Origin of the sequence: Sorangium sp. So ce119 (assembly GCF_051524405.1) — a bacterium.
Taxonomy (GTDB): Bacteria; Myxococcota_A; Polyangia; order Polyangiales; family Polyangiaceae; genus Sorangium; species Sorangium cellulosum_G.
In genome coordinates this window covers 91851-117283 of record NZ_CP150311.1, presented here as the reverse complement: position 1 = coordinate 117283, position 25433 = coordinate 91851, and the positions used below count along the sequence as shown (strand labels likewise).

Genomic DNA, 25433 nt, shown 5'->3' with positions numbered 1-25433 from the left:
AACGCCGATCTCGATCCGGTAGCGTGCCGCCGGCGTGGCATCGTCAAATGGCCTGTCCGTCGCTATCGCGGTGCTCCTCGGCTGCGCCAGCCACGTTGGTTACGTCGGCGCGGCGAGCGGCAGAGAGCCGACGCCCGGATATCCAGAGGCGGTCATCCAGTGGGGTGTGCAGCGCGGAGAGACCTGCGATGACATCGCGAAGGTCCTCTACGGCTCGTCCAGCCATGTTGGTTTGATCCAGCGATATAACCGCGTCGCGTGCGGCCCGGGCGCGACGCTCGCCGAGGGGCTCACGCTCGTCCTCCCCGCCGAGGTGACGTCGATCCCGGACGCGAAGATCCGCGCGATGCGCCCTGACGTGCGCGCGCGCCCGGCGGGCGGCGCCTGGTCGCCCGCGGCTCCGGGGATGCCCCTGCTCGCGAACTCGAGCGTCAACACGCTGGACGAGGGGCGCGCAGATATCGAGTTTGTGGATCGGACTCGGGTGCTGCTCGCGCCGAATACGCTCGTCGTCATCCACGGTACGGCGAGCCGGACGCGGGTATCGACGACGGCGCCTTCGGCCGTCGAGCTCTCGGACGGCGAGGTGAAGGCGGCGCTCGCCGCGCTGCGCGGCCAGACGGTCGATGTCGCGAGCGGGGGCGGCCGGGTGAGCGCGTCGTCGCGCGACACCGTGGTGCAGCGGCGCGGGGAGCGGACGACGGTCGCGGTGTTCGACGGCAAGGCGGACGTCACCTCGGGCGGCCTCTCGGTCGTGGTCCCGAAGGACCATGGCACCCGGTTCGTGGGCAGGGCGCCGCCCGCGCGCCCGCGCCCGCTGCCGCCGCGGCCGGAGTGGACGGAGCCGACGTCCGCGGATCTCGCGCCGATCGCGCTCGCCCCGGCCGGGCTCGGCGTCCTGTCGGCGTCCTGGAAGCCGGCGCCGCAGGCGGCCGGCTACCGGGTCGAGGTCGCGCGCGACCCGGAGTTCAACGACCTCGTCGTCCGCGAGGAGGTGAAGCCGGACGTCGTGTCGTTCCGCGCGGAGAAGATGCCGGCCGGCGCCTATTTCCTCCGGGTCCGGGTCATCGATCGCGAGGAGTACCTGGGCGTCGGGGCGGTGCGCCGGTTCCACCTCGTCGCCGCGCGCGCCGCCGGCGGCGTCGCCCTGTCGGCGGGGGAGATCACCGCGAACCCGTACGGGATCGTCGAGCTCACGCCGTCGCCTGCGCTCGAGCTGGCGATCGACGGGGGGGCGTTCGGACCGGTCCCCGAGCGCATCGACCTGCTCCAGCGCGCCCCGCGCGAACTCCGGCTGCGCGAGCGCGGCGGCGCCGCGTCCGGCCCGGTGACGTCGCTCCCGGTCCGGTACACGACGGTGGGCGCGGCGATCCAGGCCTCGCGCGCGGCGGACGGGGCCGCGCTCGATGCGCAGGTCGAGCTCGCGGGCCTCGAGGGGATCGACGTCGCGCAGCGCGTGGCGCCGCGGATCATCGCCCACCTGCCGGGCGGGGTGCGCTCGGCCGCGCTCACGGGCGGCGAGCGCGGGGGCGCGCTGACCGCGCGGATCCCGCTGCCCCCGGAGGCGACGCGCTCCGGCGAGCCGCTGCGCGTCCGGCTCGACGTCGCCGACGGCCGCGGCGGGGTGCTCGGCACGCGCGAGGTCGATGTGCCTGCCGCGAATGCCGCGTCGCCGGGGGCCACGGCGCCGGCGCCCCCGGCCCTGCCGGTGCTGGGCGCGTACGTCCCGATGCTGCCGGTGTCCGCGGTGGCGGACGTGCTCTGGCTCGGGCCGACGCCGCCCGCCGTCGTGGCCGCGGGCGCGGTCGCGTCGCGCGCCGGGGATGGCTGGGTCGCCGCGGGCCAGGTGCGCGCGAGCGGCGCGATCGGGCCGCTGGGGCTCGACGTCGCGCTCCGCTCGAGCCCGGCCGGCGACGGCGAGGCGGCGGGCAGCGCCGGCTGGCTCGGCGCGCGCTTCCGTGTCGTGCGCCTCGGCCGCTCGGCGTTCGAGCTCAGCCCCACGCTGCGCCTCGGCGTGCCGCTGGCCGACGCGGGCCCGCCCGTCCGGGTCGAGCCCGGGGTCGCGCTCGGCGGCGCGGCGGGCCGGCTCACGTGGGTGGTCGACGCCGGCGCCCGCATCCGCGTGGCCGACGGCGAGGGCAGCGCGGCCGGCGAGGGCAGCGCGGCGGGCGGCGAGGACAGCGCGGCGGGCGGCGCCGAGCTGGCCGCGCCGCCGGCGCAGGGCTTCCTGGTGGCGGGCGGCACGGCCGACGCGGCGCCGTGGCTCCGGCTGCACGGCGCGCTGGATCTGCACCTCGTGCACCGGGACGGCGGCGCGAACGACGTGCTCGGCGCGCTGTCGGCCGGCGCGGAGGCGGGCGGCGCGCTGTTCGGGGCGCTGTCGGTGCGGGTGAGCCCGTGGCGCGGGGCGGGCGAGGGGCCGGTGACCGCGCAGATCGCGGTCGGCCTCCGCGAGGCGCCGCCGTGAGCGAGGGCGACGGCGCGCGACGGCCGCCGGACGGGGGCGCGGGCGACGACCGCACCGCGCTGAAGGGCGCGCACACGCGCCTGCCGGGCACCGTGATGGTTCCGCCGCCAGGGGGGGCACCCGGGGGCGGCGCCGCGGCGGCGGAGACGCTCCCCTCGGACGAGCCCGGCGCGGGCTCGTCGTCGCGGGCGGGCGTCGGGCGGGTCCTTGGCGGCAAGTACAACCTCGTGCGGCTGCTCGGCGCGGGCGGCATGGGGGAGGTCTACGAGGCGGAGCACGTGCTCCTCGGCGTTCCGGTCGCGGTGAAGACGATGCACCCGTACATCGCGTCGCTGCCGGAGAGCCGGCGGAGGTTCCTCCGCGAGGCGCGCGCCGCGTCGCGGCTCGCGCACCGGAACGTGGTCAAGGTGCTCGACCTCGGGGGCGACGAGGACGACGACGACGGGGTGATCTACCTCGTGATGGAGCTGCTCAAGGGCCAGTCGCTCGCCGCGCGGCTCCGGGCGCCGCGCGAGCTCCCGGACCTCGCGGAGGTGGCGTCCATCTTCGCGGACATCCTCGACGGCGTGGGCGCCGCGCACGCGTGCGGCATCGTTCACCGCGACCTCAAGCCGGAGAACGTGCTGCTCGCGGAGCAGGACGGGCAGCGCGTCGCCAAGGTGGTCGATTTCGGCCTGGCGCACCTGGACGACCCGCTCGACGCGGGGCCGACGCTCACGTCGGAGGACATGATCGCGGGCACCCCGGAGTACATGAGCCCGGAGCAATGCCGCTCGCTCGCGGTGGGCCCGAGCTCCGACCTCTACGCGTGCGGCTGTATTCTTACGGTGTTGCTGCAAGGAAAGCCGCCGTTCTCCGGGCTGCCTGCGGTCGAGCTCATGGCGATGCACATGTTCTCGATCCCGCCGCCCCTGGTCCGGCCGCCCGGGGCGCCGCCGGTCCCGCCGCTCCTGGAGCGGCTCCGGCTGGATCTGCTGGCCAAGCTGCCGGAGCGTCGGCCGGAGAGCGCGGCGGCGGCGCGGTCGCGGCTCGACGAGGCGATGTCGCGGGACGCCGAGGCGCGGCGGCTCCCCGCGCGCAAGGGCGGCGTGCCTGTCGAGGGGCGGGGCGAGGGCGAGCCGGCGCGGACCGACGGCGAGGCGGCGCCGCACGAGCCCGCGCCGGAGCAAGCGGTCGCGCTGCTGCGGATCGCGCCGGCGGGGCAGGGGCTCAGCGAGGCGTGCGAGATCGGGCTCGACGCGCACCGGATCCACCTCGCCGAGGTGCCCGACGCCGCGGCGCTGGCCGAGCTGGGCCTCGGCGTCGTGGTGATCGACGCCGGCGCCGACGTGGACGCCGCGTGCGCGCTGCTCGAGGCGCTCGGCCGCGCGGCGCCCGGGGTGCGCGCTGTGGTGTGCGCGGCCGGGCTCTCCTCGGAGAGGATGAACGCGCTCGTCGCGGCGGGCGCGGCCGATGTGGCGCGCTATCCGGTCGCGCCGGACGTGCTGTCGCGCAAGATCGCGCGGGTGGTGCGCCGGGGACGGTAGCGCCAGTCGCACGGGTGCGTCCCTGGTTCATGAGAGAATTTGAACCACAGAGGCACAGAGGGCACAGAGGAAAGAAGAAGAAAGAAGAAGAGATTCATCTTCTCTCTCTCCCCTCTGTGCCCTCTGTGCCTCTGTGGTTCAAATCCTCTTCCATCACGGGGCCTGGGCCGGCCTCGGTGACACGGAAATGTCTGCGGCGTGGACGCTGGTCATGGGGTGAACCCCGGCCATCGACATCGATCCTCGCCGTCTCTCCCTCCTCGACATCGCTCGCTCGCTCTCCTCCTTGCTCCGGCGTGGGCCGTGGAGCGCAGTGCAGTTTGCTCCGGGCCGACCCATCGAGACCTGTTGGCCCCTCGCTTGTATCCACCTCCGCAGCCAGGCGTCGGGCCGATGCGGCCCGCGAGAGTCCCTGAGGGGGAGTCCATGAATCCAGCAGCGAGCGCGCCCCGGGGCGGGCGTCTCACGCTGCGGCCGCTCGCCGAGCGGCCGCGGTGCAGCATCGTCATTCCCTGTTACAACGAGGAGCGCTACATCGAGGACGTCCTCCGCGGCGCCCTCCGGCAACGTTATCCGGCGGATCTGCTCGAGATCTTCGTGGTCGACGGCGGCTCGCTCGACAGGACTCGGGAGATCGTCGCGCGCGTCGCGGCGGAGGACCCGCGGGTGACGCTCCTCCACAACCCCGCCCGGATCCAGGCCGCGGCGATGAACATCGGCATTCGCAGATCGCGAGGCGAGGTGATCGTCCGGATGGACGCGCACGCCGACTATGCAGACGACTACGTCGCTGCGTCGGTCGCGGCGCTCCGGAGGACGGGCGCGCTCAACGCGGGCGGCGCGGCGCGGCCGCGCCACCGGAACCGGTTTCAGCGGGCGCTCTGCGCGGCGCTCTCGAGCCCCCTCGGCGTGGGGGGCTCGGCCTACAGGGACCCGTCGCGCGAGGGGTTCGTCGAGTCCGTCTTCAACGGGGCGTTCCGTCGCGAGGCGTTCGAGATCGCCGGCCTCTACGACCCGGACGCGATCACCAACGAGGACGCCGAGCTGAACCAGCGCATCATCGAGGCCGGCGGCGCGGTCTACCTCTCCCGGGAGATCGTCGCCTACTACTACCCGCGGTCGTGCTTCGCGGCGCTCACGCGCCAGTACTTCGCCTACGGCGCGGGGCGCGCGCGCACGCTGCGCTGCCGACGGAGGCTCCTGTCGCTCCGGCCGATGCTGCCGTTCTTCATGGTGACGGCGTTCGCGCTGCTCGCGCTCGCCTCCGCGCTCCTGCCGCCCGTCCGCCCGGCCCTCGCGCTCGCCTCGCTCGCCTATGCGGCGCTCGTGATCGCCGAGTCGCTCCGGCTCGCGCTGCGCGGCTCGCCCCGCGATTTCCCGTTGCTCTGCGGCATCTTCCCCGCGCTGCACGCCGCGCACGGGCTCGGGTTCTGGGCCGGCCTGCTCCGCGGCGCGACGGACCGCGCTGGACGGCGCGAGGCCGAGCGCCTGCCGGCGCCGTGAGGGGCGCGGGCGGCGCGGACAGCGAGGCGCGCTCCGGACTCCGCGGCTCGAGCGGCCGGGCGGGCGCGTTGATCGGCCGCGGTGCGTTTGGTATCGTCGCGCGGTGAGCGCGCGCCGGACGTCGTTTGCCTCGTTCTCCTCGGTCGCGACCGAGCTCATCGAGCTGTCTCGCTGGTGCAGCGAGCGCGGCTGGACGCCGGCCACCAGCGGCAATTTCTCCGCCCGGCTCGGGGACGACACGCTCGCGATCACGGCGTCCGGGCGGCCCAAGGGCGCGCTCGGCCTGTCGGACATCGTCGTCGTCAACCTGGAAGGCCGCCTGACCGGGCCGTCCGCGGGGCGCCCGTCGGCCGAGACGGCGCTGCACTGCCAGCTCTACCGGCGCTCCCGCGCCATCGGCGCGGTCGCGCACACCCACTCGCGGGCGGCGACGGTGCTGTCGCGCCGGTGCGCGCACGAGGGATACGTGACCCTCGCGGGCTACGAGGTGGCGAAGGCGCTCTCCGGGATGACGACGCACGACGCCACGGTGCTCCTCCCCGTCTTCGTCAACACGCAGGACATCGGGAAGCTCGCCGAGGACGTCGAGGCGTTCATGTCGGCGCACCCGCCGGTGCACGGCTATCTCATCGCCGGCCACGGGCTCTACACGTGGGGAGCGGACACCACCGAGACGAGCCGCCATATCGAGGCGCTCGAGTTCATGCTCGACTGCGCGCTGCTGGAAGGGAGCATCTCATGAGCTTGCTGCGGGTCTACCGGGACAGCGATCCGACGAAGGCCGAGGAGTACACGACGCTCGCGGACATCGCCCGCGTCGCCGCCGCGTCGCAGATCCGCTTCGAGCGCTGGTCCGCCGAGCGCCCGCTGCCCGCGGGGACGCCGCCCGCGCAGGTGCTCGAGGCGTACGCCGGCCCGGTGAAGCAGCTCTCGGAGGCGTGCGGGTTCGTCACGGCGGACGTGATCTCGGTCTCGCCGGACACCCCGAACCACGCCGAGCTCCGGCGGAAGTTCCTGGACGAGCACATCCATACCGAGGACGAGGCGCGCTTCTTCGTCGAGGGGCGAGGGATGTTCTGCATCCACCAGGGGGAGCGCGTGCTCGCGTTCCTTGTCGAGAAGGGCGATCTCATCAGCGTTCCGGCCGGGACGCGGCACTGGTTCGACATGGGGCCGTCGCCGTCGTTCACCTGCATCCGGTGGTTCTCCGACCCGAAGGGGTGGGTCGCCGAGCACACGGGCTCCGATATCGCGTCGCGCTTCCCGCGGCTGGAGGCGTGAGGGAGGCGTGAGCGTGGCCGCGATCCCTGCGCGCGCGGTGCTGGTCGACATCGAGGGGACCACGACCGACGTGCGGTTCGTCCACGAGACGCTGTTCTCGGTGGCGCGGCGGGATCTGGCCGGGTACGTGTCCGCGCACGCCGGCTCCCCCGAGGTCGAGGCGGCGCGTGGGGCGGTCGCGCGCGAGCGGGGCGCGCGCGAGGAGGCCGTGAGCGACGGAGAGCTCGCGGCGGCGCTGCTGGCGTGGATCGACGAGGATCGCAAGGAGACGTCGCTGAAGGCGCTGCAGGGGAAGATCTGGCGCAGCGCTTACGAGTCGGGGGGGCTGCGGAGCCACGTTTACCCGGACGTGGAGCCGGCGCTGCGGCGGTGGCGAGGCCGCGGGGTGACGCTCGCGGTGTTCAGCTCCGGTTCGGTCGAGGCGCAGGAGCTCCTGTTCCGGCACACGACGGCGGGGGATCTGACCGGGCTGTTCACGCGGTTCTTCGACACGACGACCGGGCCCAAGCGCGAGGCGGGGGCCTACGAGAAGATCGCGGAGGCGCTCGGGGTGCATCCGGGCGAGGTGCTGTTCCTGTCGGACGTGGTGGCCGAGCTGGACGCGGCGGCGGCGGCAGGGATGCGCACGGCGCAGATCCTCCGGCCGGGGACGGCGCGGGACGCGGGGGGGCGCCACGCGGTCGCGGAGCGGTTCGACGAGATCGCGGTGGGGTAGGCCTCGCGGGCTGCAGCGGAGCCAGCGGGGGAGGGAGCGCGTCGCGGGGGGGGCGGCGGGGCGGTCCCACAAACTCGCGCCTTTTGGTGGCTATTGCCTCGTGAACGGGGGACGTGATCTGGGGGGGAGTCGCTGCGCTGCGGGCCGGCGCTCGGGTTTGTGGGGGCCTGCCCCGCCGCCCCCCCCGCGACGCGCTCCCTCCCCCGCTGGCTCTTTCTGGTGGGGAACGGGGGAGAAGGGGGGCGCGGGATGATGGCGTCGTGAAGGGGTATGAGTCCCGGTAGGCCGCTTTCGCGACGGCAGGCAGCGGAGAGGGCGGCGGGAATGACGTGGAGCGGGCATCGACTGATGGGGTCGACCTCGTGAATGGCATGACGCCGTGATGTGATGACCGTGCGCCAACGCACTGGCTGCTGGACGAGCGCCAGGAGATCAGCGATACATGGCTGCGTCGTGTATCCGCGTGATGGCACCATCGAGGTCAGGATGGGGGAGAGCTTCGACGAGCTTCCTCGCTGTCATGGGGAACCCGCCGTCGATCTGGGTGTCATGTCGACGCGTCTCAGGGGTACCAGGCGCGGGATGAGGACGCCCCTGCGCGACGTTATCGCCGCAACGTGGGACCGCGAGCGGTAGACCCGCGAGCCTGAGCGCGTATACGGACCGTCCGCGAACCGCTCGCGGACAGCTGAATAGAAGGGCGGAGCCGGCGTCCGTATCTCATCGAGCGAGCTGGAACCAACCGCTGGCACGTGGGCTGCATTGACACAGTCCCTGGCCGCGCCGGAAACCTGCTCAAAGGACTGAAGGAGCGCGTACCCGGAGGTCGTGCTCCGAGGCCGTCAGGCCCGAATCCTCATGAGATCGAGCGGTTGTTTCTTCCTCGTTGTTGAATGTTTCAATGATGCTGACGGGGGAGGCGGCTCAGGTACGCCGATGATGGCGGCCGGAGTCGATGGAAGCAGCGTTTCTCGGTCGAGCTGCGGCGCACTGTGCCGTGGCACAGCGTGACAGGAGGGTCGTGATCGTGAATTCGTCTCGAGACGTCGAAGGGAGGGTCGAACGAATCCGCACGATCGAATCGTCGAAAATTACACCTGATTCGTCTTCGGGAAAAGCATCTATGCCTGGGCGAGGACCGACCGATAGAGGGCGGGAGGACGGGCATCCCTCCGTGGCGGGGCCGGGATACCTGGAGAGAGATGCCCGCGAGTCCCTGGGGCGGCTGCCGGCCCTGATCCAGCCGCTGCTGACGTGGCTGACCGGGAAACCTCTGCGTCACCAGCAGCCGTTGTTTCGGATGACGCGGGCTGGCTTCCTCGCCTCGACGCTGCTCCAGCTCGCCTCGAGCATCGCCGTGAGCGCCCTGATCACCGGCGGCCCCTGGTGGTACTGGCCCGGCCTGCTGCTGTCGTGGATGCTGACGGCCGGCGCGGCCCGCAAGCTGCAGGTCACCGTGCTGCATCACTGCGTCCACGCCAATTTCTCCGGCTCCGGGCGGCTCGACCGCTGGATTGTAGAAGTCTTCTCCTCCGCCCTGCTGGTGATGAACTTCGAGTCGTACCGTCACGACCACGTGATCATTCATCACAGCAGGAAGCTCGCGACGCTGGACGACCCGGATCTCAAGTTCCTGCTGGCCCTCGGCTTCCTGCCGGGCGTGTCGCGCGAGGCGCTGTGGCGGCGGCTCGCGTGGACGCTCGTCTCACCGCGCTTTCACGCCATGTTCTTGATGGCGCGCCTCGAGTCCAACGTCACGCGCGCTGCGCCCTACCGCCGGCTCATGGCCCTGGGTCTGCACGCCGTCATCGTCGTGATCGTCGCCGCGAAGGGCGCGTGGCTCACCTGGCTGGTGGCCTGGGTATTTCCCCTGACGTTCCTTTACCATATCGCCGCGCTTCTACAGTTCATCTGCGAGCATCGCTGGCTGCGCGTCGCCGACCCCGGCCAGCCCGCCAAGATCGTGCTGGCTCGGCTGACCGCCGGACGCTTCATGGGCGAGCCGGCGCCGCCTCCGGGGCTGGCTGGCGTCCAGCGCGCCTGGGCCTGGGGCGGGTGGGCCGCCAGGATGCTCCTGGTCCATCTGCCATTCCGGCTCCTGGTCATGGTCGGCGACCTGCCGCAGCATGACTGGCATCATCGCCATATCCAGGCCCGCGACTGGCCCAACGCGGCCTATGCGCGCCAGCGAGATGTAGAGGCCGGCCACCCTGGCTGGCCGGAGCCGTACAGCGAAGTCTGGGGCCTGCTGCCGGCGGTCGACGCCGTCTTCGTCCTCTTGAGCTCCCTGCCTTCGCTCGCGCAGCCCTCGAAGCCGGCGCCCCCGGCCGACGCCGCCGACGTCGTCAGTGATGCGTAGCAGGAGATGCACTCATGGTGATGGGTTCGATCCTCGGTGTCTGACTCAACGATTCTGAATGAGCGTGCATGGGCGCCGTTTCATGGTATCAATCGTGACCTCGATGGAAAGGAATACAGGTGAATCGCTGTATGGACCGACAGAATTTTTACGCGAAGCTGCAGGGGTTTCTGCACGATCAGCATCGCCAGCGGCATCCGGACAAGGAGATCAAGCCGATCGCCGACACGGCCAACCTGTTCGACTCGGGCTACGTCGACTCGTTCGGGATGGTCAACCTCATCCTGTTCATCGAGGGCACGCTGGGCGTCGAGGTGCCGATCGAGAGCTACCAGCCGGAGATCTTCTTCAGCATGAAGACCATCTACGAGACCTTCTGCCCCGCGCCAGCATAGGAGATTGAGCGATGACGAGCGTCTTCCCCACGCTGGAGCGTGTCCGCGCAGTTCAGCAGAAGTTCCTGCAATTTGGCTGCGCGCAGCTCTACGATGCCGCGCCGGAGCACACCGTCGTCCTGGAGCTGCCGCTCATCGCCCGTACCCCGCGGAACCGCGTGGCGGGGCCGGTCTTCCCGGTGTCGACGGACAATGACATGCTGCCCTGCCTGCTCGGCCTCGCCGAGGCTCCGCCAGGGAGCGTGCTCTTCATCCACAACAGCGCCGAGAGGCCGCTGGCGGTGGCGGGCGACATCTACGTGATCTCGGCCCGCCAGCAAGGTCTCAACGGCCTGATCGTGGATGGGGCCGTGCGGGATGTCGATTTCCTTCAGGACCTCGACTTCCCGGTGTTCTCGCGGAGCGTCACCTATGTCGCGGCCAAGCAGACCGACCAGCGTCCGCCGGAGCTGCCCTGCGCCGTTCAGCTCGGGGACCTGCTCCTCGAGCCAGGCGACTGGATCTTCGGCGACAGCGATGGCCTGCTGCTGATCAAGAGGAAGAACCTCGGCGCCGTCTTCAACGGGGCGATCCTGGTCTCGCAGCGAGAGGAGAAGCTGAAGGCTGGCATCCTCGCCGGGTCGACGCTGGCCGAGCTGTCGGGGCTGCGCGAGTTCGTGTCGGGCACAGGGCAGCTGAGGTTCTCGAAGTGACGGAGTCCAGCCCTCGACAGGCGACCTGGCGCGAGATCGCGGCGTTCGAGCGGGGCGTCCTGACGCACAGCCGAGCGCAGCTGCTGGGCTGGCTGGGGATGCTGATCGCGGCGTCGATCGTGACGGTCGCGCCGCCGCTCCTGGTGGGCAAGCTCGTCGACGAGGCGCTGCCGGCCCACCACTTGCGCTTGGGCGTGGCGCTGGCCGCAGCCATCGCGCTGGCTGTGCTCGCGCGCGAGGGGGCCAAGGCCTCCGCGCTCTACTTCCTCGAGGCGCTGATCGTGGAGGGCATGTTCCAGCGGCGACGCGCGATCTTCGAGGCCATCCAGCGCAAGGAGATCAAGGCGCTGCGGACGCTCGGCGCCGACGACGTCTACCAGCGCATGACCGAGGGGACCACGAAGATCCTCGAGGCGATGCAGCTCTTCTTTGGCGAGTTTCTCTTCTACGTGATCGCCAGCGTCGTCGGCCTCTGGGTCGTCGTGCGCGTCGACCCCATCATCCTGGCCTTGTTGCTGGCCATCTACGTGCCGTACATCCTCGCTCGCAAGTACATCCTCTTCGCCAGGATGGGGCACCTCTTCGGCATCCACATCCCGAAGCAGGCGGGCATCATCCAGGCCGTGCGGGAGGCCCTGGAGGGGATCCGGCTGGTCAAGACGACCGACGCCGCGCACGTCGAGGTCGCGCGCCTCGAGGAGCGGCAAGGTGTCTACATGACGGCGCTGCGGGGGCATATCCGGGCCATGTCGGTGGGGGTCTTCCTCAACCAGATGATGTTCCTGCTGCCCGAGGGCATCGTCTATCTGTATGTCGGCAACAAGGTGCTCGACGGCGCCGCCACCATCGGCCAGCTGCTCGTCGTTATCGGCCTCTTCCCGCAGTTCCGGCAGCTCGTCTGGCATCTCTCGCGGATGTCGTTTCATCGCCAGGAGCATGGCCAGCACATCCAGCGCATCAACGAGGTCCTCGCGCTGCCGGACGAGGGGTACACCCTGGGGCGCTTCAACGCGCCGATCCGCGGCGAGCTCTCCTTCCAGGGTATCAGCTTCTCGTATGGGCCGAATGCGCCGATCCTGACCGACTTCTCGCTCACCATCCGGCCCGGCGAGAGCATCGGTGTCGTCGGCATCAGCGGCGCCGGCAAATCGACCCTGGCGAGCCTGATCGTCGGGCTCGAGGTGCCGGACTCCGGGCGTCTCTGTATCGACGACGTGCCGATCGAGGCGTGGGATATGGCCGGGCTGCGCAAGCAGATCGCCTATATCTCGCAGGATATCTACATGGTGAACGGGACCATCCGGCAGAACCTCGAGTATGGCCTCGGCGAGACCAGGGTCGAGGAGCTCGACGAGGCGCTGCGGGCGGCTGACCTGCAAGACCTGGTCGCCAGCCTTCCCGAGGGGCTGGACACGGTGATCGGCGAGCGCGGGCTGCAGCTCTCCGGGGGCCAGCGCCAGCGCCTCTCCATCGCCCGCGCCTACCTCCGGCAGCCGCGCGTCCTGCTCTTCGACGAGACGACCGCTTCGCTCGACCTGGAGTCGGAGGCGCGGGTCCAGGCAGCGCAGGCGAGGCTGCAGGGCGACCGTACCACCCTCGTGATCGCGCATCGGCTCGTCACGCTGCAAGGGATGGACCGGATCGTCGTGCTGCAAGACGGCCGCATCACCGAGGTGGGTAGCCACCGTGAGCTGATGCAGCGCGGGGGCCACTACGCGAGCCTGTATCAGGAGCAGTGGACGCCGGGCGAGCTGAAGGCGAGCGCCGCAACATGAAATGGACCCGGACGACGACGACGGTGCTTGTAGGGCTCCACGAGCTGGAGACCCTCGCCTATCCGTTCGTGGCGGGGCTCCTGGTCGAGCGCCTCGTCGAGCGCGACTGGCGCGGCTTCCTCGCCAGCACGCTCGTCCTGCTGACGCTGCCGATCCTGGAGAGCGCGCTCTACTGGGGGCGCGAGACGGGCTCCTTCCTGTGGAGCGAGTCGCGCGGCGCCCAGCTCCGGCGGCGGCTGCTGCAGCACCTCCTCCGCGTCCCGTACCTGCGCTTCCTGCAGTCCAGGACCGGCGACCTGCTCAACCGCTGCATCGAGGACGTCAGGCTGCTGACAGAGCAGGATCGGCTGAACCTCGAAGGGTTTCGCAGCGCGCTGGCGATCGCGGCCATGGCGGTCCTGCTCGCGACGCAGCACTGGCTGCTGGTGCTCACCGTCCTGGGCAACGGCGCGATCTACCTGCTCGAGTCCGCGGTGCTGACGCCCCATGTCCGGGCCCTCTTCGGCAGGAGCATTACCCAGCTCGACCGCTCCAACGAGTACCTGCGCGAGCGGCTCGAGATCTTGCCGCTCACCCGGTTCTCGGGCTCGATCGCCTGGGAGCTGCAGCAGTACGAGAAGATCCAGCGAGACGGCCTGGTCATCCAGCGGCGCCAGGCGCTGCTCAACCTGATCGTGCGCGCCGTCGCCGGCGCGACGCTCGCCCTGAACGCGCTGCTGGTCTACGCGGTCAGCGGCTTTCTGCTGGTGCGCGGCGAGATCTCGCTCGGCAGCCTCGTCATCTCGACCGCCTACATGTTGCGGATCGCGATGGCGAGCAGTCAGCTCTTCGAGTGGTACAGAAAGTCGGTCGCGGCGCGGCTGTGCCAGGAGCGGACCCAGGAGGTGCTCGACATGCCCGAGGAGGGCCAGCTCGACGCCGCCGGCGAGGTCGAGCGCCTGGAGACGCTCGAGCTGCAGTCGCTCGGCTTCGCGTACCCCGACCGCCCGCGCGTCCTGACCGACGTCTCCATGACGCTCGAGCGGGGTGAGATCGTGGCGCTGGTCGGCACCAGCGGGTCGGGCAAGAGCACCCTCGTCGACCTGATCCTGGGCCTGCACCCCGTCCAGGAGGGGCGGGTGATCATGAACGGCTCTGTCGCGCTGGAGGAATTGAACATCGGCGCCTGGCGTCGTCGTATCGCCTTTGCGTCCCAGTTCCCCTATTTCTTCTCCGACACCGTCGCCTACAACCTCTGCTATGGCCGCCCATCGCTGAGCCCCGCGGCGCTGGAGCAGATGGCGGAGCGCTTCGGGGTTCACGAGCTGATCCTGCGGCGCGCCGAGGGCTACCGCACGCGGATCGTGGCCCAGGCGGGCTTCTCCGGCGGGCAGCGCCAGCGGCTCGGCCTGGTGCGCACCTGCATGGTCGAAGATCCGCTGCTGATCATCCTCGACGAGCCGACGTCGGCCCTCGACAGCATGACGGAGCGGCGGGTGATGGAGATCATCGCCGAGCTGAAGGCCAGGGCGCCGGTATTGCTGATCGCGCACCGCCTGTCGACCGTCATGTACGCCGATCGCGTCGTGGTGTTGCACGAGGGGCGCGTCGTCGAGCAAGGCACTCACGTGGAGCTCATCCGCGCCAAGGGGCGCTATGCCGAGCTCTACGGCCGCGAGCTCGCCTATGCGCAGGGCCTCGCGGCGCGGGGCCTCGCGGCGCAGGAACGGAGCGCTCCTGTCGCCGAGGGGGCGCCCGGTGGCGCGGGGGTCGCAGCAGGTGGTCTGGCCAGGTAGCCAAGGAGCAGCAATGAGCATCGCCGCCATCGATCTGAACACCGAAGCATTCCAGACGAATCCATGGCCGGTCTACAGCGCCCTTCGCGCGCGGGATCCCATCCACTGGTCGGAGGAGAGCCGCACCTTCTACCTCTCGAAGTACAAGCACGTGCGCCAGGCCATGACCAGCCCCGACTTCACGGCCGAGTACCCCTTCCGCGCCAGCCGGATGGTCCTCGGCCGCACGGTGCTCGACCTCGAGGGGTCGCACCATCAACGCCTCCGCGGCCTGACGAGCGCCTGCTTCAAGCCGATCGCCGTCGATTCGTATGCGCGCGAGGTGATCGCGCCCGTCGTCGACGGGCTGCTGGAGCGGCTCGCGCGCCGGGAGCGGATCGAGCTGATGCAGGAGTTCGCCGTCCAGGTGCCCGTGCTCGTCATGTCGCGCATCCTGGGCATCCCCGACGAACATGCGGCGTGGATCCATGAGCAGCTCCGGCCGATCATCGGCTATCTCGAGGACCCGCGCACGAGCCTCGAGGGCGCTCGGGCGGCGCGACAGCAGCTGGAGGAAGCGCTCCAGCGCGTGATCGGGGACATCCAGAGGGACGGGGAGACGCGCAGCCTGATCGGCCGGCTCGCGCAGGCCCGCGCCGCCGATGCGCTGAGCCAGGCAGAGCTGCTCCAGTATCTGCTGCTCTTCCTCGCCGCTGGTACCGAGACGACGACCGCCGCGATCGGCAATCTGTTCGTCGCGATCCTGACCCACGAGGGAGGCTGGCAGCGGCTGCGCCGCGACCCGGGCGCCATCCCGGCCGTGGTCAAGGAGAGCCTGCGCTGGGAGCCGCCGCTTCACACGACGCTCCGCTTCACGACGAGGGAACTGCAGATCGACGGGGTCACGCTCCCGCGCGGCGCCCCGGTCCAGCTCTGCCTCGCGAGCGCGAACCGCGACGAGGACCAGTATGACGAGCCCGACCGCTGGCGGCCCGGGCGGCCGGAGCAGACGCTGCTGTCGTTCGGCGCCGGCAGCCACATCTGCATGGGGTTCAGCCTGGCGCAGAAGGAGCTCGAGATCGTCCTCGAGCTTGCCCTGCAGAAGGTCGACGACGTCACGCTGGACAGCGCCGATCCGCCGGCCATCGAGGGCCGTGTCTTCCGCGCGCCGCGGACCGTCCCGCTGCGGCTCCGTCCGCGCGCCGTCGCGCCCGGGGCGGCCGCGGCCGCGGCGCCCCGCCCGGCGATCCAGGGTGAATCACGCGATCATCGATGTCCGTTGAAGGGAGCTTGACGTGGAGCTGCATACGTTCACTTTGCGCACCAACCTGCGGCCGCGGGCGCTGGCTCTGTTCGAGACGCTGCTCGCCTACTGCGGCACGGGTCTCGAGGATCCCGAGCTGGTATCGGAGAATGAACGGCAGGCCGTGCGCTTTCGCGCCCGTCCGGGCGCCGACGTCGCGCAGATCAGGAGGCTGATGGAGAGCGCCGCCGAGCGCGCGAGGAGGGAGGTCGAGGCGCCGACGAAGCTCGTCTTCGAGGTGGCGGGCGCCCAGGACCTGCCGCCGGACCGTCACGCCGAGGTGGTCCGTCGAGAGTGCGTCGCCATCGACGAAGGGCTCTACATCTTCGGGCCCGCGTTCACGCGGCTGATGCGCGGCCTGGATCGGCTCTGCCTCGACCTGGCGCGGCGCCTCGGGGCGCAGGAGTACACCGTTCCCGCCTACACGACGTGGGAGGTGCTGGAGACGAGCAACTATGTCCGGCTCTTCCCCCAGCACCTCACGTTCGCCCATATCCTCGAGCACGACCTCGACACGGTCGAGCGCTTCGCCACCGCTCGATCCCGCGAGGAGCAGCAGTCGTTGACGCGGCCTTCGCCGCTGGTGATGCTGCCCGCGGCCTGCCTGCACTGCTACACCCTGAAGAGGTATCAGCGCATCGACGACCCGCTCCTGATGACGGTCGTCGGCCACTGCTCGCGGTACGAAGCCCGCAGGATGACCTATCCCGGCCGCCTGTGGAACTTCCACCTCCGCGAGATCGTGTACCTGGGCAGCCTCTCCGGCGCCGCCGAGTTCCGGCGGCAGATCGTCGAGGAGCTGTCCGCCCTGGCCCACCAGCTCGGGCTGCCTTGCCGGCTCGAGTCCGCGACGGATCCTTTCTTCACCAGCGCCCGCGCTGGTCTCGCCTTTTATCAGCACGCGTCTGACCTCAAGTACGAGCTCGTCGGCGTGCTGCCGGGCGGGGACAGGTCGCTCGCGGTGGCCTCGCTCAACTACCACCAGCAGCACTTCAGCCAGAGCTTCAACCTCCGCGACGCCGCGGGCGAGCTGCTTCACACGGCCTGCGTCGGCTTCGGCCTCGAGCGCTGGGCCTACTGGCTGCTCTCGCACCTCGGCGGCGAGGAGAGGGACTGGCCCGAAATCCTCCGCGTCGCGCAAGCCCGTGCTGTATAGTCGCGCCCGCTTGTTCGTACGAAGAAGGAGCCTCTCATGAAGGATATGGAGAACCTGAACCCGCCTGCGGTGCTCGACGAGATCGAGCGGGCCAGCGCCGAGATGGGCTTTACCATGGCGAGCGATCGACAGACAGGGTCGATCCTGCGCACGCTCGCCGCCGCCAAGTCCGGCGCCTTTCTCGAGCTCGGCACCGGCACGGGGATCTCGACGTGCTGGATCCTCGAAGGAATGGACGCCAGCTCCACGCTCGTCTCTGTCGAGAATGACGAGAAGGTCCAGGCCGTGGCGCGGCAGCACCTCGGAGGCGACCGCCGCCTGACGCTCAAGAACATGGATGGCGAGGCGTTCTTGCGCTCGGTCCGGGAGCAGCGGTTCGACTTCATCTTCGCGGATACGTGGCCGGGCAAGTTCTACGCGCTCGAGGAGGCGCTGAGCCTGCTCAGGCCCGGCGGGCTCTACATCATCGACGATCTGCTCCCTCAGCCCAACTGGCCGGAGGGCCACGCTCCCAAGGTGGCGGAGCTGATCGCCACCCTCGAGCGGCACGAGCGCCTCGTGCTGACCAAGCTCTGCTGGTCGTCAGGGCTGATCATCGCGACGCGCGTCGATCGCGCCTAGGCGTCGGCCACGCACGGAAGGAGCAGCGCCATGTATGCCGATAACGAGTACAAGTTCGTCGCCGTGCTCAACGAGAAGATCGAGCTGCCGAAGCTCCTGAACGCCCTCGGTCACATGACCGCAGGCCTGGTGGCGCAGCAGGAGGACCGCGAGAAGATGCGGTTCCTCCAGTACCACGACGGCGGCGGCGGCCTCCATCCGTCGATCAGCTTCTATCCGTTCATCGTCCTCAAGGCGCGCAACGGGAATCAGATCCGCGCGCTCCGCCAGCAGGCGATCGAGGCTGGGCTCGTCCATTGCGACTTCGTCGACACCATGCTCGGCGCCTCGGCGGAGGACCAGCTCGCGAAGACGCGTGCTACTCCTGAGCAAGACCTGAACTACTTCGGTATCTGCCTCTTCGGTGAGAAGGAGGTGCTCGGCGCCTTGACGAAGAAGTTCTCGTTGTTCAACTCGTGACAGGTCGTCTCCGCGCGCCGGGCCGGTCTGCTCCGATGCAGGTCGAGCCCGGCGCCGCGTTTCCAGCGAGAGGAGCGGTGCCCATGTCGGCGCGGTCGAAGGAGCTCAAGATCAAGCTGCAGCACGATGTCAATGTCTACTTGCATCATTCGCTGCCCCTGTGCGTCATCCTCGGGGAAGAGAGGCTCTTGCCCTGGTTCTACCAGCACTTCGTGCAGGTGATCTCGGACAGCGGAGAGTCTATCTTCCGCGGCAACTGGCCCTCGATCTGGGTGGACTTCCTGGAGGGCGACGATAGCTACCGGGAGGTCATCGACGATGTCTACCTCGACCGCGCCGTCCTCAAGGGCCAGTCCGACGTGCGCGGTATGTTCATCGAGTGCCTCGAGCGGGGCCACACCATGATCGTCAGCCTGGATGAGTACTACCTCCCGAAAAAGGCGTCGTACCAGACCAGGCACTACGTCCACCCGACGCTGATCTACGGTTACGACGACCATGCCCGAGAGTTCCTGGCGGTGGGGTTCGATGATCAGCGGCTCTTCTGCGCGCTCCGCTTCGGGTACGACGAGGTCCTCGCCGCGTACGCGAGCGCCTTCGAGTCGGACGAGAGGTCGATGGACTACCAGCAGCTCATCCGGCTCCTGAAGCCGCGCCCCTTCAGCCGGGCGTATCCGTTCAACGCGCGCAAGTTCCTGGCTCAGCTCCAGGGCTACGTCTCGTCGAGCGCCGATTTCTTCTCCGCTGGAGGTTATCGCGTCTCGCGCGATCTGCTCTCGATCGTGACGGAGGCCGAGCGCCTGCGGTTCGGCTCCTCCGTGTACGCGGACGTCGAGCGCTGCCTGGAGAAGCGGGTGCGCGGCGAGGCGGGAGGGATCACCTACCACTCCATCCACCTGCTCCACGAGCACAAGAAGGGGCTGGTCGATCGGCTGCGCTACGTGATGGAGCGCTACGGCCTCGCCGACGAGCTCGCGGGTCCTGTCGAGCGTCTCAAGCAGCTCAGCGGCTATTTCTATGCGGCACGACTGAAGTTCTTGAAGGCGGAGGCGGAGAGCTCCAGCGCGCTCCTGTCTCAGGTGCTCGCGCATGTCCGCGAGGCGAAGGCGCAGGAGGAGCCGCTCCTGCGGGGCGTGTGCCAGCAGCTCGAGGCTGCCTTCGCGGGGAAGGCGGCCGAGGCGGTTGCGCGCGACGCCTCGACGTGAGCGCCTCGCCGCGCTCGGTGTCCTGGCGGTGACGCTGCCGGGGGAGGGAGCTCATCTCGAGGAGCTCCCGGGAGCTCCGGCGACATCGATCACAGCAGTCCGGTGCCGACCCAGAGCCCGGGCTCGTACGCGACCAGCGCGTCCACGTCGTCCGACCCGAGCACGAGGAAGCTCGCGGGAGAGAGGCCGACGAACAGGTGCGAGCCGATCGGGAGCTGGATCCCCCAGGCGAGGCGGGCGCCGAAGGCGCCGACGCTCTCGAAGTAGGGTGATTCGAAGAAGATGCGGTGGTAGCCCGGCGTGATCCCGACCGACATCTCGACGTGCGGGCCGACCCCCATCGTGAATCGGAGCGGCACGCCGATCGCAAGCTGGTCGGCGTCGGGCGCAAAGAGGCCCCGGAGCTCGACGCCGATCTCGAGGCGGCGCGCATCGCTCACGGGGACGCGCGCCACGGCGCCGAGATCCAGAGACACCCCGTCCTCGACCGCGAACCGCGCCGGGACGAAGTAGCCGGACAGCCCGACCGAGAGCGCCATCCGGCGCGCGTTGGCCTCCGCCTGGGGGTTCGTCCCCGGCTTCGCGGCCGCGGGCTCCGGAGGCGAGTCCGGCGTGCGCCCGGACGGCGGTTCGGCGGCCGCGGGCGGTTGCTGTTCGCCGGCTGCGGGCGGGGGATGCGGCGGCGGGGGGTATGCGCCGGCCGGAGGCGGCGGGTATGGGTAGGGCGCGGGGTATGCGCCGGCCGGAGGCGGCGGGTAGGGTGCCGGGTATCCGCCGGCTGGCGGCGGCGGGTAGGGTGCCGGGTATCCGCCGGCTGGAGGCGGCGGGTAGGGGTAGGGTGCCGGATATCCGCCCGCTGGAGGCGGCGGGTAGGGATAGGGCGCCGGGTAGGGTGCCGGATATCCGCCCGCTGGAGGCGGCGGGTAGGGATAGGGCGCCGGGTAGGGTGCCGGATATCCGCCTGCTGGAGGCGGCGGGTAGGGGGTTGGCGCCGGGTACCCTGCGGGCGGCGGCGGGTATGCCGTTGGCGCCGGCGGCGGCGTCGCAGCAGGCGCTGCGCTCGCTCCCGCGGGCGGAGCCGCCGTCGGTGCTGCGCGGGGCGCCGGCTGGGCCGCGGCGTCGCCCGCGGCGAGGCCCAGGGAGGCGAGCGACAGCAGCGCGGCCGCCGTGGCTGGAGCGCGGCGCTCACGGCGAGCCCGCAGGGCGGCCGCCGCGAGCCCGATCAGGAGCGCCAGCGAGACGACCTGGGCGGTGCTGAGCCCGCCGTAAACGCCGCGCCCGGCGTCGCCGCGGAGCAGCTCGATCGCGAACCGCCCCGCGGCGTAGAGCGCCAGCCAGGTCCCGAACGCGCGGCCGTCACGGTGCCCCCGCGCGAGCCAGAGGGCGGCGATCCCGCTCGCCAGCGCCCCGAGCGCCGCCTCGTAGAGCTGCGTGGCGTGCACGGGCAGGCTCGGCGCGCCGAGGGGCACCCAGCCGGCCGCGGCGTGATCCTCCGCCGCGGGGCTGCCCGCGGGGAACCGGACGCCCAGCGCGCCCGCCGTGACGCGGCCGTAGTCGCACCCCGCGAGGAAGCACCCCGTGCGCACGCAGGCGTAGGTGATCCCGAGCCCCGGCACGAGCCGGTCGAGGAACGGGCGCACGGCCGCGCCGCGCCGGACCAGCACCAGGACCGCGACGACGACGCCCGCGATGAGCCCGCCGTAGGCGGCGCGGCCGGCGTGGAGCATCGGACCCCACGAGCCCCGCGCGAGCGCCTCGGGCGCGGCGCGCAGCGCCTCGAAGACGTGGCCGCCCAGCAGCGCCGCGACATACCCCGCGAGCAGCGCGCGGCCCTCGACGGCCTCGTCGCCCCGGTCCCGGCGCACGAGCCAGAAGAACGCCGCCGCGCCGAGGAGCCCCGCGACGGCGACCATCACCGCGTACGTCGGCGCGAGCCACGGCGGCAGCCCGTGGCGCCCGAGCCAGAGCATCACGGCGCCGCTCACGCGCGCCTCCGGATGCGCAGCAGCATGTAGCCCGCGGGCACCGCCCACCAGAACGCGGCGCCGAGCGGCAACGGCGCGCCCGCGCGGCCGCCTCCCGGATCGCCCCGGCCGGCGCTCACCTTGCAGCTCGCGCCCGATCCGGTGCCCGCCGAGGGATCGCCGTCCTTGCAGCTCTCGTCGCAATCGCGGCAGTTCTGGTTGCAGTCACGGCAGTTCTGGTTGCAATCGCTGCAGTTCTGGTTGCAGCCCGCGACGTCCTCGTTGCAGCCCTTGCAGCCGCCGCCGCAGCCGCTGCCGCCGCTGCAGCCGCTCGAGTCCGTCGTGCCGCTCGGCGCGCCGCTCGGGACGACCGTCGGCCCGGTCGGCCTGCCGTACTGGAGGCAGCGGTCGAGCACGGTCATGCAGCCGTCGTCCGCGGCGAACGCGAGCGCGCCCTCGCGGCCCGCGATCGGCAGCGCGGCGCACGCGCTGCCCGCGGAATGGACGCACTCCTTCACCCCCTCGATGCTCATCAGCGCGAGCACGCAGAGCGCCTCGGCGTTCAGCGCGTCGGCGTTCACCCACGCGCACTCCGCCTGGGCATCCGCGAAGGCCGGGTCCGTGCGGTCATGGTCGCAGGACCCGCCGACGGCGCAGGTGCACACGTCCCGCACGCCGGCGGCGCACTCGGCGATCGACCCGGGGAGGTGGTAGGGGTTGGCGTCCACGGATCTCGGCTCGATCCGGGGCCCTGTGACGATGGCGACGTCGCCGCCCGGGGAGGCGAGGCGCGCGGGCGTGTCCGGGGGCGAGAGGGCGCCCAGCGCGACAAGCCACGCGGCGTTGACGTACACCGTACGATCCAGGGCGACAACGCCCGCGGGCAGGCCTGTGACGCGGATGAGGTCGCGCGCGTCCGCGCGCCGCGCGAGATCCGCCAGGATGACGCCGGCGCGGCCGTCGAGCGCCGCCTCCTCGAGCCGCGCGGTCTCCGGCGACGCTGGCTCCCCCGCGAGGACAGGCCGATCGAGCGGCCCCTCGGGCCCGCGCTCCGCCGCGGTGGGCGCGACGGAGGAGGCGCGGAGCACGAACCCCTCTGCGGAGGGCTCGAGCGCGCCGAGGACGATCGCGTCCTCGCCCCGGTCCTCCCGCGCCGCGTCCGCGCTGCGGACGAGCGCCGGGACGCTGGCGATCTCCGCGTCGGCGATGGCCGTCTCTCCGCCCGCCGCGCGGTGCGCCTCCTCCAGCCGCACGGCGAGGTCGTGGAGGGCTTCCTCGGGCAAGGCCGCGAGGACCTCCGGCGCGGCGCTCAGCGCGTCGCGCAGCGGCAGGTCGTCGTAAGGCGGTGTCTCCGCGCCGCACGCGCCGAGCGCGGCGACGCCGAGCAGCACGGCAACACAGCGGATCGCCCTCTCGATCTCGACAACGACGCTTGTTCGCATGCCCCACCCTCGCTCCCCCGATCGCGCGGATCCCGGCGTACACGCCGCGCTTCGCCGCGCGAGCGTGCGTATCGCAGGCGAGGACACCGCCGCGAGGGGACAGGGATGAGCCTGCCAGAATCAGAGACGTTGGCACAAGGGGCTATCGCGGCGCGCGCCTCTCGCGCTCTCGATCGGAGCGCGAGAGACCTACACCGCGAGCGCCGTCCGACACGGCGGTCGCTCGCCAACCACCTTGTGGGACTCCGCGCCGGCCGCCGGCTCCCCGCCGCGCCGGCGCGGCGCGCCGCCTCCTGGATCGCCTTCCTGTCGTCGAGCGACGGCACACCCGCCGCGGGGCCGCCCGGCGCGATCTCCGCCGTCAGCTCGCTCGAAAGGGCTTCTTGTCCGTCGTGCGCACGCTCTCGCGGGACATGACCCGCTCGTGCCACGCGCGGAGGCGCGGGTGCGGCTCGAGGAGCGCCGCCTCGGGCGTGAGGAGCAGGTAGTGGACGAGCGGCGCGACCATGATGTCGGCCAGCGTGAACCGCTCGCTCGCGAGGAACGCGCGGTCGCCGAGGAGCCGGTCGAGCTGCGCGAGGCTCGTCCGCGCCACGGGGATGGCGGCCTGCACGGCCTTCTCGTCGGGCGGGCCGCCGCGCAAGGCGTCGGGGAACAGGCGGTTGAACAGGATGCCAGGAGCGACCGCCGGCCGGAAATACGCGTCGAAGATGCCGAGGATCTGGTTCATGCGCGCGGCCTCGCGCGGATCGCTCGGCTGGAGCGGCTCGCCCGGAAACACCTGATCGATATACCGGAGGATCGCCTGCGTCTCGTAGAGCGTGAAGCCGTCGTGCTCGATCACGGGGACCTTGGCGAAAGGGTGCCTGTCCAGGTGCGGCGACACCCGGTGGGCCCCGAAGGGGACGGCGGCGAGCTCGTAAGGGACCTTCTTCTCGACGAGCGCGATCTCCGTGCTCCAGGTGTACGACGATCCGGGCGTTCCGTGGACGACAAGGGCAGTCATGTCGAGCTCCTCAGACAAAGGGGAGCGGCCTCGACGTCACCGGCAAGGCGGCGCATGGACGTCGACGGGCCACTCCGATTGGTAAGTAAAAACTTACCATTGTTGTCCCGCTGGTCAAGCCATTTCTGCTTGCCGTGGTGGAGGCGTTTGCGCATGCTTACGGGGTGGACCCGGTAGGCCAGGTGCTCGCGGCGCTCGCCGATCCGACGCGCCGGCAGATCCTCGAGCGGGTGCGCGGGCGCCCGCTGTCGGTGGGGGACATCGCGAAGACGGTGAGCGTGAGCCGCCCTGCGGTCTCGCAGCACTTGCGGGTGCTGCAGGAGGCCGGGCTCCTGCGCTGCCACAAGAACGGGCGCCAGAACTTCTACGGCATCGATCTCGGGGGGCTCACCGCGCTGCGCTCGTACATCGAGGGCTTCTGGGATGACGTCCTCGGCGCGTTCCAGGCCGCGGCCGTCGAGGAGGCCGAGCGAAAGAGGAGGCACTGAATGGTAGACGTCACGGCAAGGCCGCCCGGCGCGCCGGCGCGAGGCGCCGCGGTCCACGAGGGAGGCGCGCGGTGAGCGTGCTCCCGCCCATCCGTCGCTCGGTGATCGTCCCGCTGGATCCGGCCTCCGCGTTCGACCTCTTCGCGCGGCGTATCTCGTCGTGGTGGCCTCTCGCGGCGCGCTCGGCCGGCGCGAGCCCCGCGGTCTCGTGCGCGATCGAGGAGCGCGTCGGCGGCCGCGTGGTCGAGCGCGGGAGCGACGGCAGCGAGACCCTCTGGGGGACGGTGCTCGCCTGGGAGCCTCCCGACCGGCTCGTGATCACCTGGCACCCCGGGCGAGCGGCGAGCGAGGCGCAGGAGGTCGAGGTCCTGTTCCTCGCGCTCGGCGCGCACACGCGCGTCGAGCTCGAGCACCGCGGCTGGGAGCGGGTGCCGAAGGACGCCGCCGCGCTGCGCGCCCGCTTCGAGGGCGGGTGGCCCTCGTTGCTCGCGCGCTTCGAGGCGCTGGCCTCGGGAGAGCCCATGCGCGAGGTGACCGGCCCCGGCTGCCAGGTGGGGCGGTGATCACGGCGAGCGCGTGAAGTAGAGCAGGGCTCACGAAGGGCTGACGTTGGTTCTGGACTTTGTGGTCCAGAATCGTCATGCTGTCTCCGTGGCCCGCCCCAAGGAGTTCGATCGCGACGAGGCGCTCCGGCGCGCCATCCCGGTCTTCTGGGAGAAGGGCTTCGCCGGCACCTCGACCGAGGATCTCGTCCGCGCGATGGGGATCGGCCGCCAGAGCCTCTACGACACCTTCGGCGACAAGCGACGGCTGTTCCTCGAGGCGCTCCGCGCCTACAACGCCGACAGCATCGCCGCGATCATGAAGAGGCTCCGGGCCGGACCGACGGCGCTCGCGGCGATCGAGCGTGTCCTCGTCGAGCTCGCCGAGGCGCGCGACGGGGCGCGATCGCTCGGCTGCATGGGCGTGAACGCCGTCTGCGAGCTCGCCCGCGACGACGACGAGGTGCGTGCGCTCACCGCGACCAGCGCCGCGCTGCTCGAGGCCGTGCTGAAGGACGCCATCGACGAGGGCAGATCGAAGGGCGACATCGGCCGCGGGATCGACAGCCGCGCGGCCGCTCGCTTCCTCGCGGCCACGCTCAGCGGAATGAAGGTGCAGGCCAAGGCCGGCGCGAGCGCCGAAGCGCTCCGCGACGTCGCGGCCTTCGCGGTGCAGAGCCTGCGCCCGCGCTGAACGCGCGGCGCCCGCTCGGCTCGCGCCATCGCCGCGCGCTATTTTGGACTGATTGTTCAAAAACGACAACGACAACTCACGATGCA

General features: G+C 71.2%; 22 protein-coding genes. 19 read left to right on the top strand and 3 right to left on the bottom strand.

The genetic code is table 11. From position 1 onward, the window contains the following. The first annotated feature begins 34 nt into the window (after positions 1 to 34). From WME76_RS44725 to WME76_RS44650, 16 genes are all read left to right on the top strand, one after another. Positions 35 to 2467, top strand: coding sequence for a FecR domain-containing protein (locus WME76_RS44725; RefSeq protein ID WP_437962326.1), 2433 nt, complete (start codon positions 35 to 37; stop codon positions 2465 to 2467). Further along, the gene (locus WME76_RS44720) at positions 2464 to 3993 is read left to right on the top strand and encodes a protein kinase domain-containing protein (RefSeq protein WP_437962325.1); all 1530 of its coding nucleotides are present in this window, start codon (positions 2464 to 2466) and stop codon (positions 3991 to 3993) included. Before WME76_RS44725 ends, WME76_RS44720 begins: the two co-directional genes overlap by 4 nt. 426 nt (positions 3994 to 4419) lie before the next feature. Next, positions 4420 to 5496 (top strand): glycosyltransferase family 2 protein, encoded by a 1077-nt coding sequence (locus WME76_RS44715; RefSeq protein ID WP_437962324.1) that lies wholly within the window; start codon positions 4420 to 4422, stop codon positions 5494 to 5496. Positions 5497 to 5599: 103 nt separating this feature from the next. After that, a complete protein-coding gene (locus WME76_RS44710) occupies positions 5600 to 6238 on the top strand; it encodes a methylthioribulose 1-phosphate dehydratase (protein ID WP_437962323.1) in 639 nt (212 codons plus the stop codon). Next, positions 6235 to 6777, top strand: a complete 543-nt coding sequence (locus WME76_RS44705; protein ID WP_437962322.1) for a 1,2-dihydroxy-3-keto-5-methylthiopentene dioxygenase — start codon at positions 6235 to 6237, stop codon at positions 6775 to 6777. Before WME76_RS44710 ends, WME76_RS44705 begins: the two co-directional genes overlap by 4 nt. 13 nt (positions 6778 to 6790) lie before the next feature. Then, positions 6791 to 7492, top strand: coding sequence for an acireductone synthase (gene mtnC, locus WME76_RS44700; RefSeq protein WP_437962321.1), 702 nt, complete (start codon positions 6791 to 6793; stop codon positions 7490 to 7492). Positions 7493 to 8666: 1174 nt separating this feature from the next. Next, a complete protein-coding gene (locus WME76_RS44695; protein WP_437962320.1) occupies positions 8667 to 9851 on the top strand; it encodes a fatty acid desaturase in 1185 nt (394 codons plus the stop codon). 131 nt (positions 9852 to 9982) lie between these two features. Beyond that, positions 9983 to 10246, top strand: a complete 264-nt coding sequence (locus tag WME76_RS44690) for a phosphopantetheine-binding protein (protein WP_061619694.1) — start codon at positions 9983 to 9985, stop codon at positions 10244 to 10246. Positions 10247 to 10257: 11 nt separating this feature from the next. Continuing rightward, complete coding sequence (locus WME76_RS44685) at positions 10258 to 10938, top strand: RraA family protein (protein WP_437962319.1); 681 nt, start codon at positions 10258 to 10260, stop codon at positions 10936 to 10938. Beyond that, on the top strand, positions 10935 to 12713 hold the full coding sequence (locus tag WME76_RS44680; RefSeq protein ID WP_437962318.1) for an ABC transporter ATP-binding protein: 1779 nt from the start codon (positions 10935 to 10937) through the stop codon (positions 12711 to 12713). The genes WME76_RS44685 and WME76_RS44680 overlap by 4 nt, the downstream gene beginning before the upstream one ends. After that, on the top strand, positions 12710 to 14488 hold the full coding sequence (locus tag WME76_RS44675; protein WP_437962317.1) for an ABC transporter ATP-binding protein: 1779 nt from the start codon (positions 12710 to 12712) through the stop codon (positions 14486 to 14488). Before WME76_RS44680 ends, WME76_RS44675 begins: the two co-directional genes overlap by 4 nt. A 13-nt stretch (positions 14489 to 14501) precedes the next feature. Further along, entirely contained in the window at positions 14502 to 15761 is a 1260-nt protein-coding gene (locus WME76_RS44670) for a cytochrome P450 (RefSeq protein ID WP_437962316.1), read from the top strand. Between the two features lies 1 nt (position 15762). Next, positions 15763 to 16926 carry a hypothetical protein gene (locus WME76_RS44665; RefSeq protein WP_437962315.1) on the top strand — a complete coding sequence of 388 codons (1164 nt, stop codon included), beginning with the start codon at positions 15763 to 15765 and terminating at the stop codon, positions 16924 to 16926. 36 nt (positions 16927 to 16962) lie between these two features. Beyond that, positions 16963 to 17547: an O-methyltransferase gene (locus tag WME76_RS44660; protein WP_437962314.1), complete on the top strand. Its 585-nt coding sequence runs from the start codon at positions 16963 to 16965 to the stop codon at positions 17545 to 17547. A gap of 30 nt (positions 17548 to 17577) precedes the next feature. Then, on the top strand, positions 17578 to 18006 hold the full coding sequence (locus WME76_RS44655; RefSeq protein WP_437962313.1) for a DUF2000 domain-containing protein: 429 nt from the start codon (positions 17578 to 17580) through the stop codon (positions 18004 to 18006). 83 nt (positions 18007 to 18089) lie between these two features. Next, positions 18090 to 19211 carry a hypothetical protein gene (locus WME76_RS44650; RefSeq protein WP_437962312.1) on the top strand — a complete coding sequence of 374 codons (1122 nt, stop codon included), beginning with the start codon at positions 18090 to 18092 and terminating at the stop codon, positions 19209 to 19211. Between the two features lie 89 nt (positions 19212 to 19300). Here the strand turns inward: WME76_RS44650 and WME76_RS44645 are convergent, their stop codons facing one another. The 3 genes from WME76_RS44645 to WME76_RS44635 form a co-directional block, all read right to left on the bottom strand. Next, complete coding sequence (locus WME76_RS44645) at positions 19301 to 21196, bottom strand: prolipoprotein diacylglyceryl transferase (RefSeq protein ID WP_437962311.1); 1896 nt, start codon at positions 21194 to 21196, stop codon at positions 19301 to 19303. Next, positions 21193 to 22617, bottom strand: coding sequence for a hypothetical protein (locus tag WME76_RS44640; RefSeq protein WP_437962310.1), 1425 nt, complete (start codon positions 22615 to 22617; stop codon positions 21193 to 21195). Before WME76_RS44640 ends, WME76_RS44645 begins: the two co-directional genes overlap by 4 nt. Positions 22618 to 22978: 361 nt before the next feature. Continuing rightward, on the bottom strand, positions 22979 to 23623 hold the full coding sequence (locus WME76_RS44635; protein WP_437962309.1) for a glutathione S-transferase family protein: 645 nt from the start codon (positions 23621 to 23623) through the stop codon (positions 22979 to 22981). 164 nt (positions 23624 to 23787) lie between these two features. On the opposite strand from WME76_RS44635, the gene WME76_RS44630 reads away from it, so the two are divergent. From WME76_RS44630 to WME76_RS44620, 3 genes are all read left to right on the top strand, one after another. Continuing rightward, positions 23788 to 24111 carry an ArsR/SmtB family transcription factor gene (locus WME76_RS44630; RefSeq protein ID WP_437962308.1) on the top strand — a complete coding sequence of 108 codons (324 nt, stop codon included), beginning with the start codon at positions 23788 to 23790 and terminating at the stop codon, positions 24109 to 24111. Positions 24112 to 24182: 71 nt separating this feature from the next. Then, entirely contained in the window at positions 24183 to 24674 is a 492-nt protein-coding gene (locus tag WME76_RS44625) for an SRPBCC family protein (RefSeq protein ID WP_437962307.1), read from the top strand. A gap of 88 nt (positions 24675 to 24762) precedes the next feature. Then, on the top strand, positions 24763 to 25347 hold the full coding sequence (locus tag WME76_RS44620; protein WP_437962306.1) for a TetR/AcrR family transcriptional regulator: 585 nt from the start codon (positions 24763 to 24765) through the stop codon (positions 25345 to 25347). Positions 25348 to 25433: the final 86 nt, after the last annotated feature.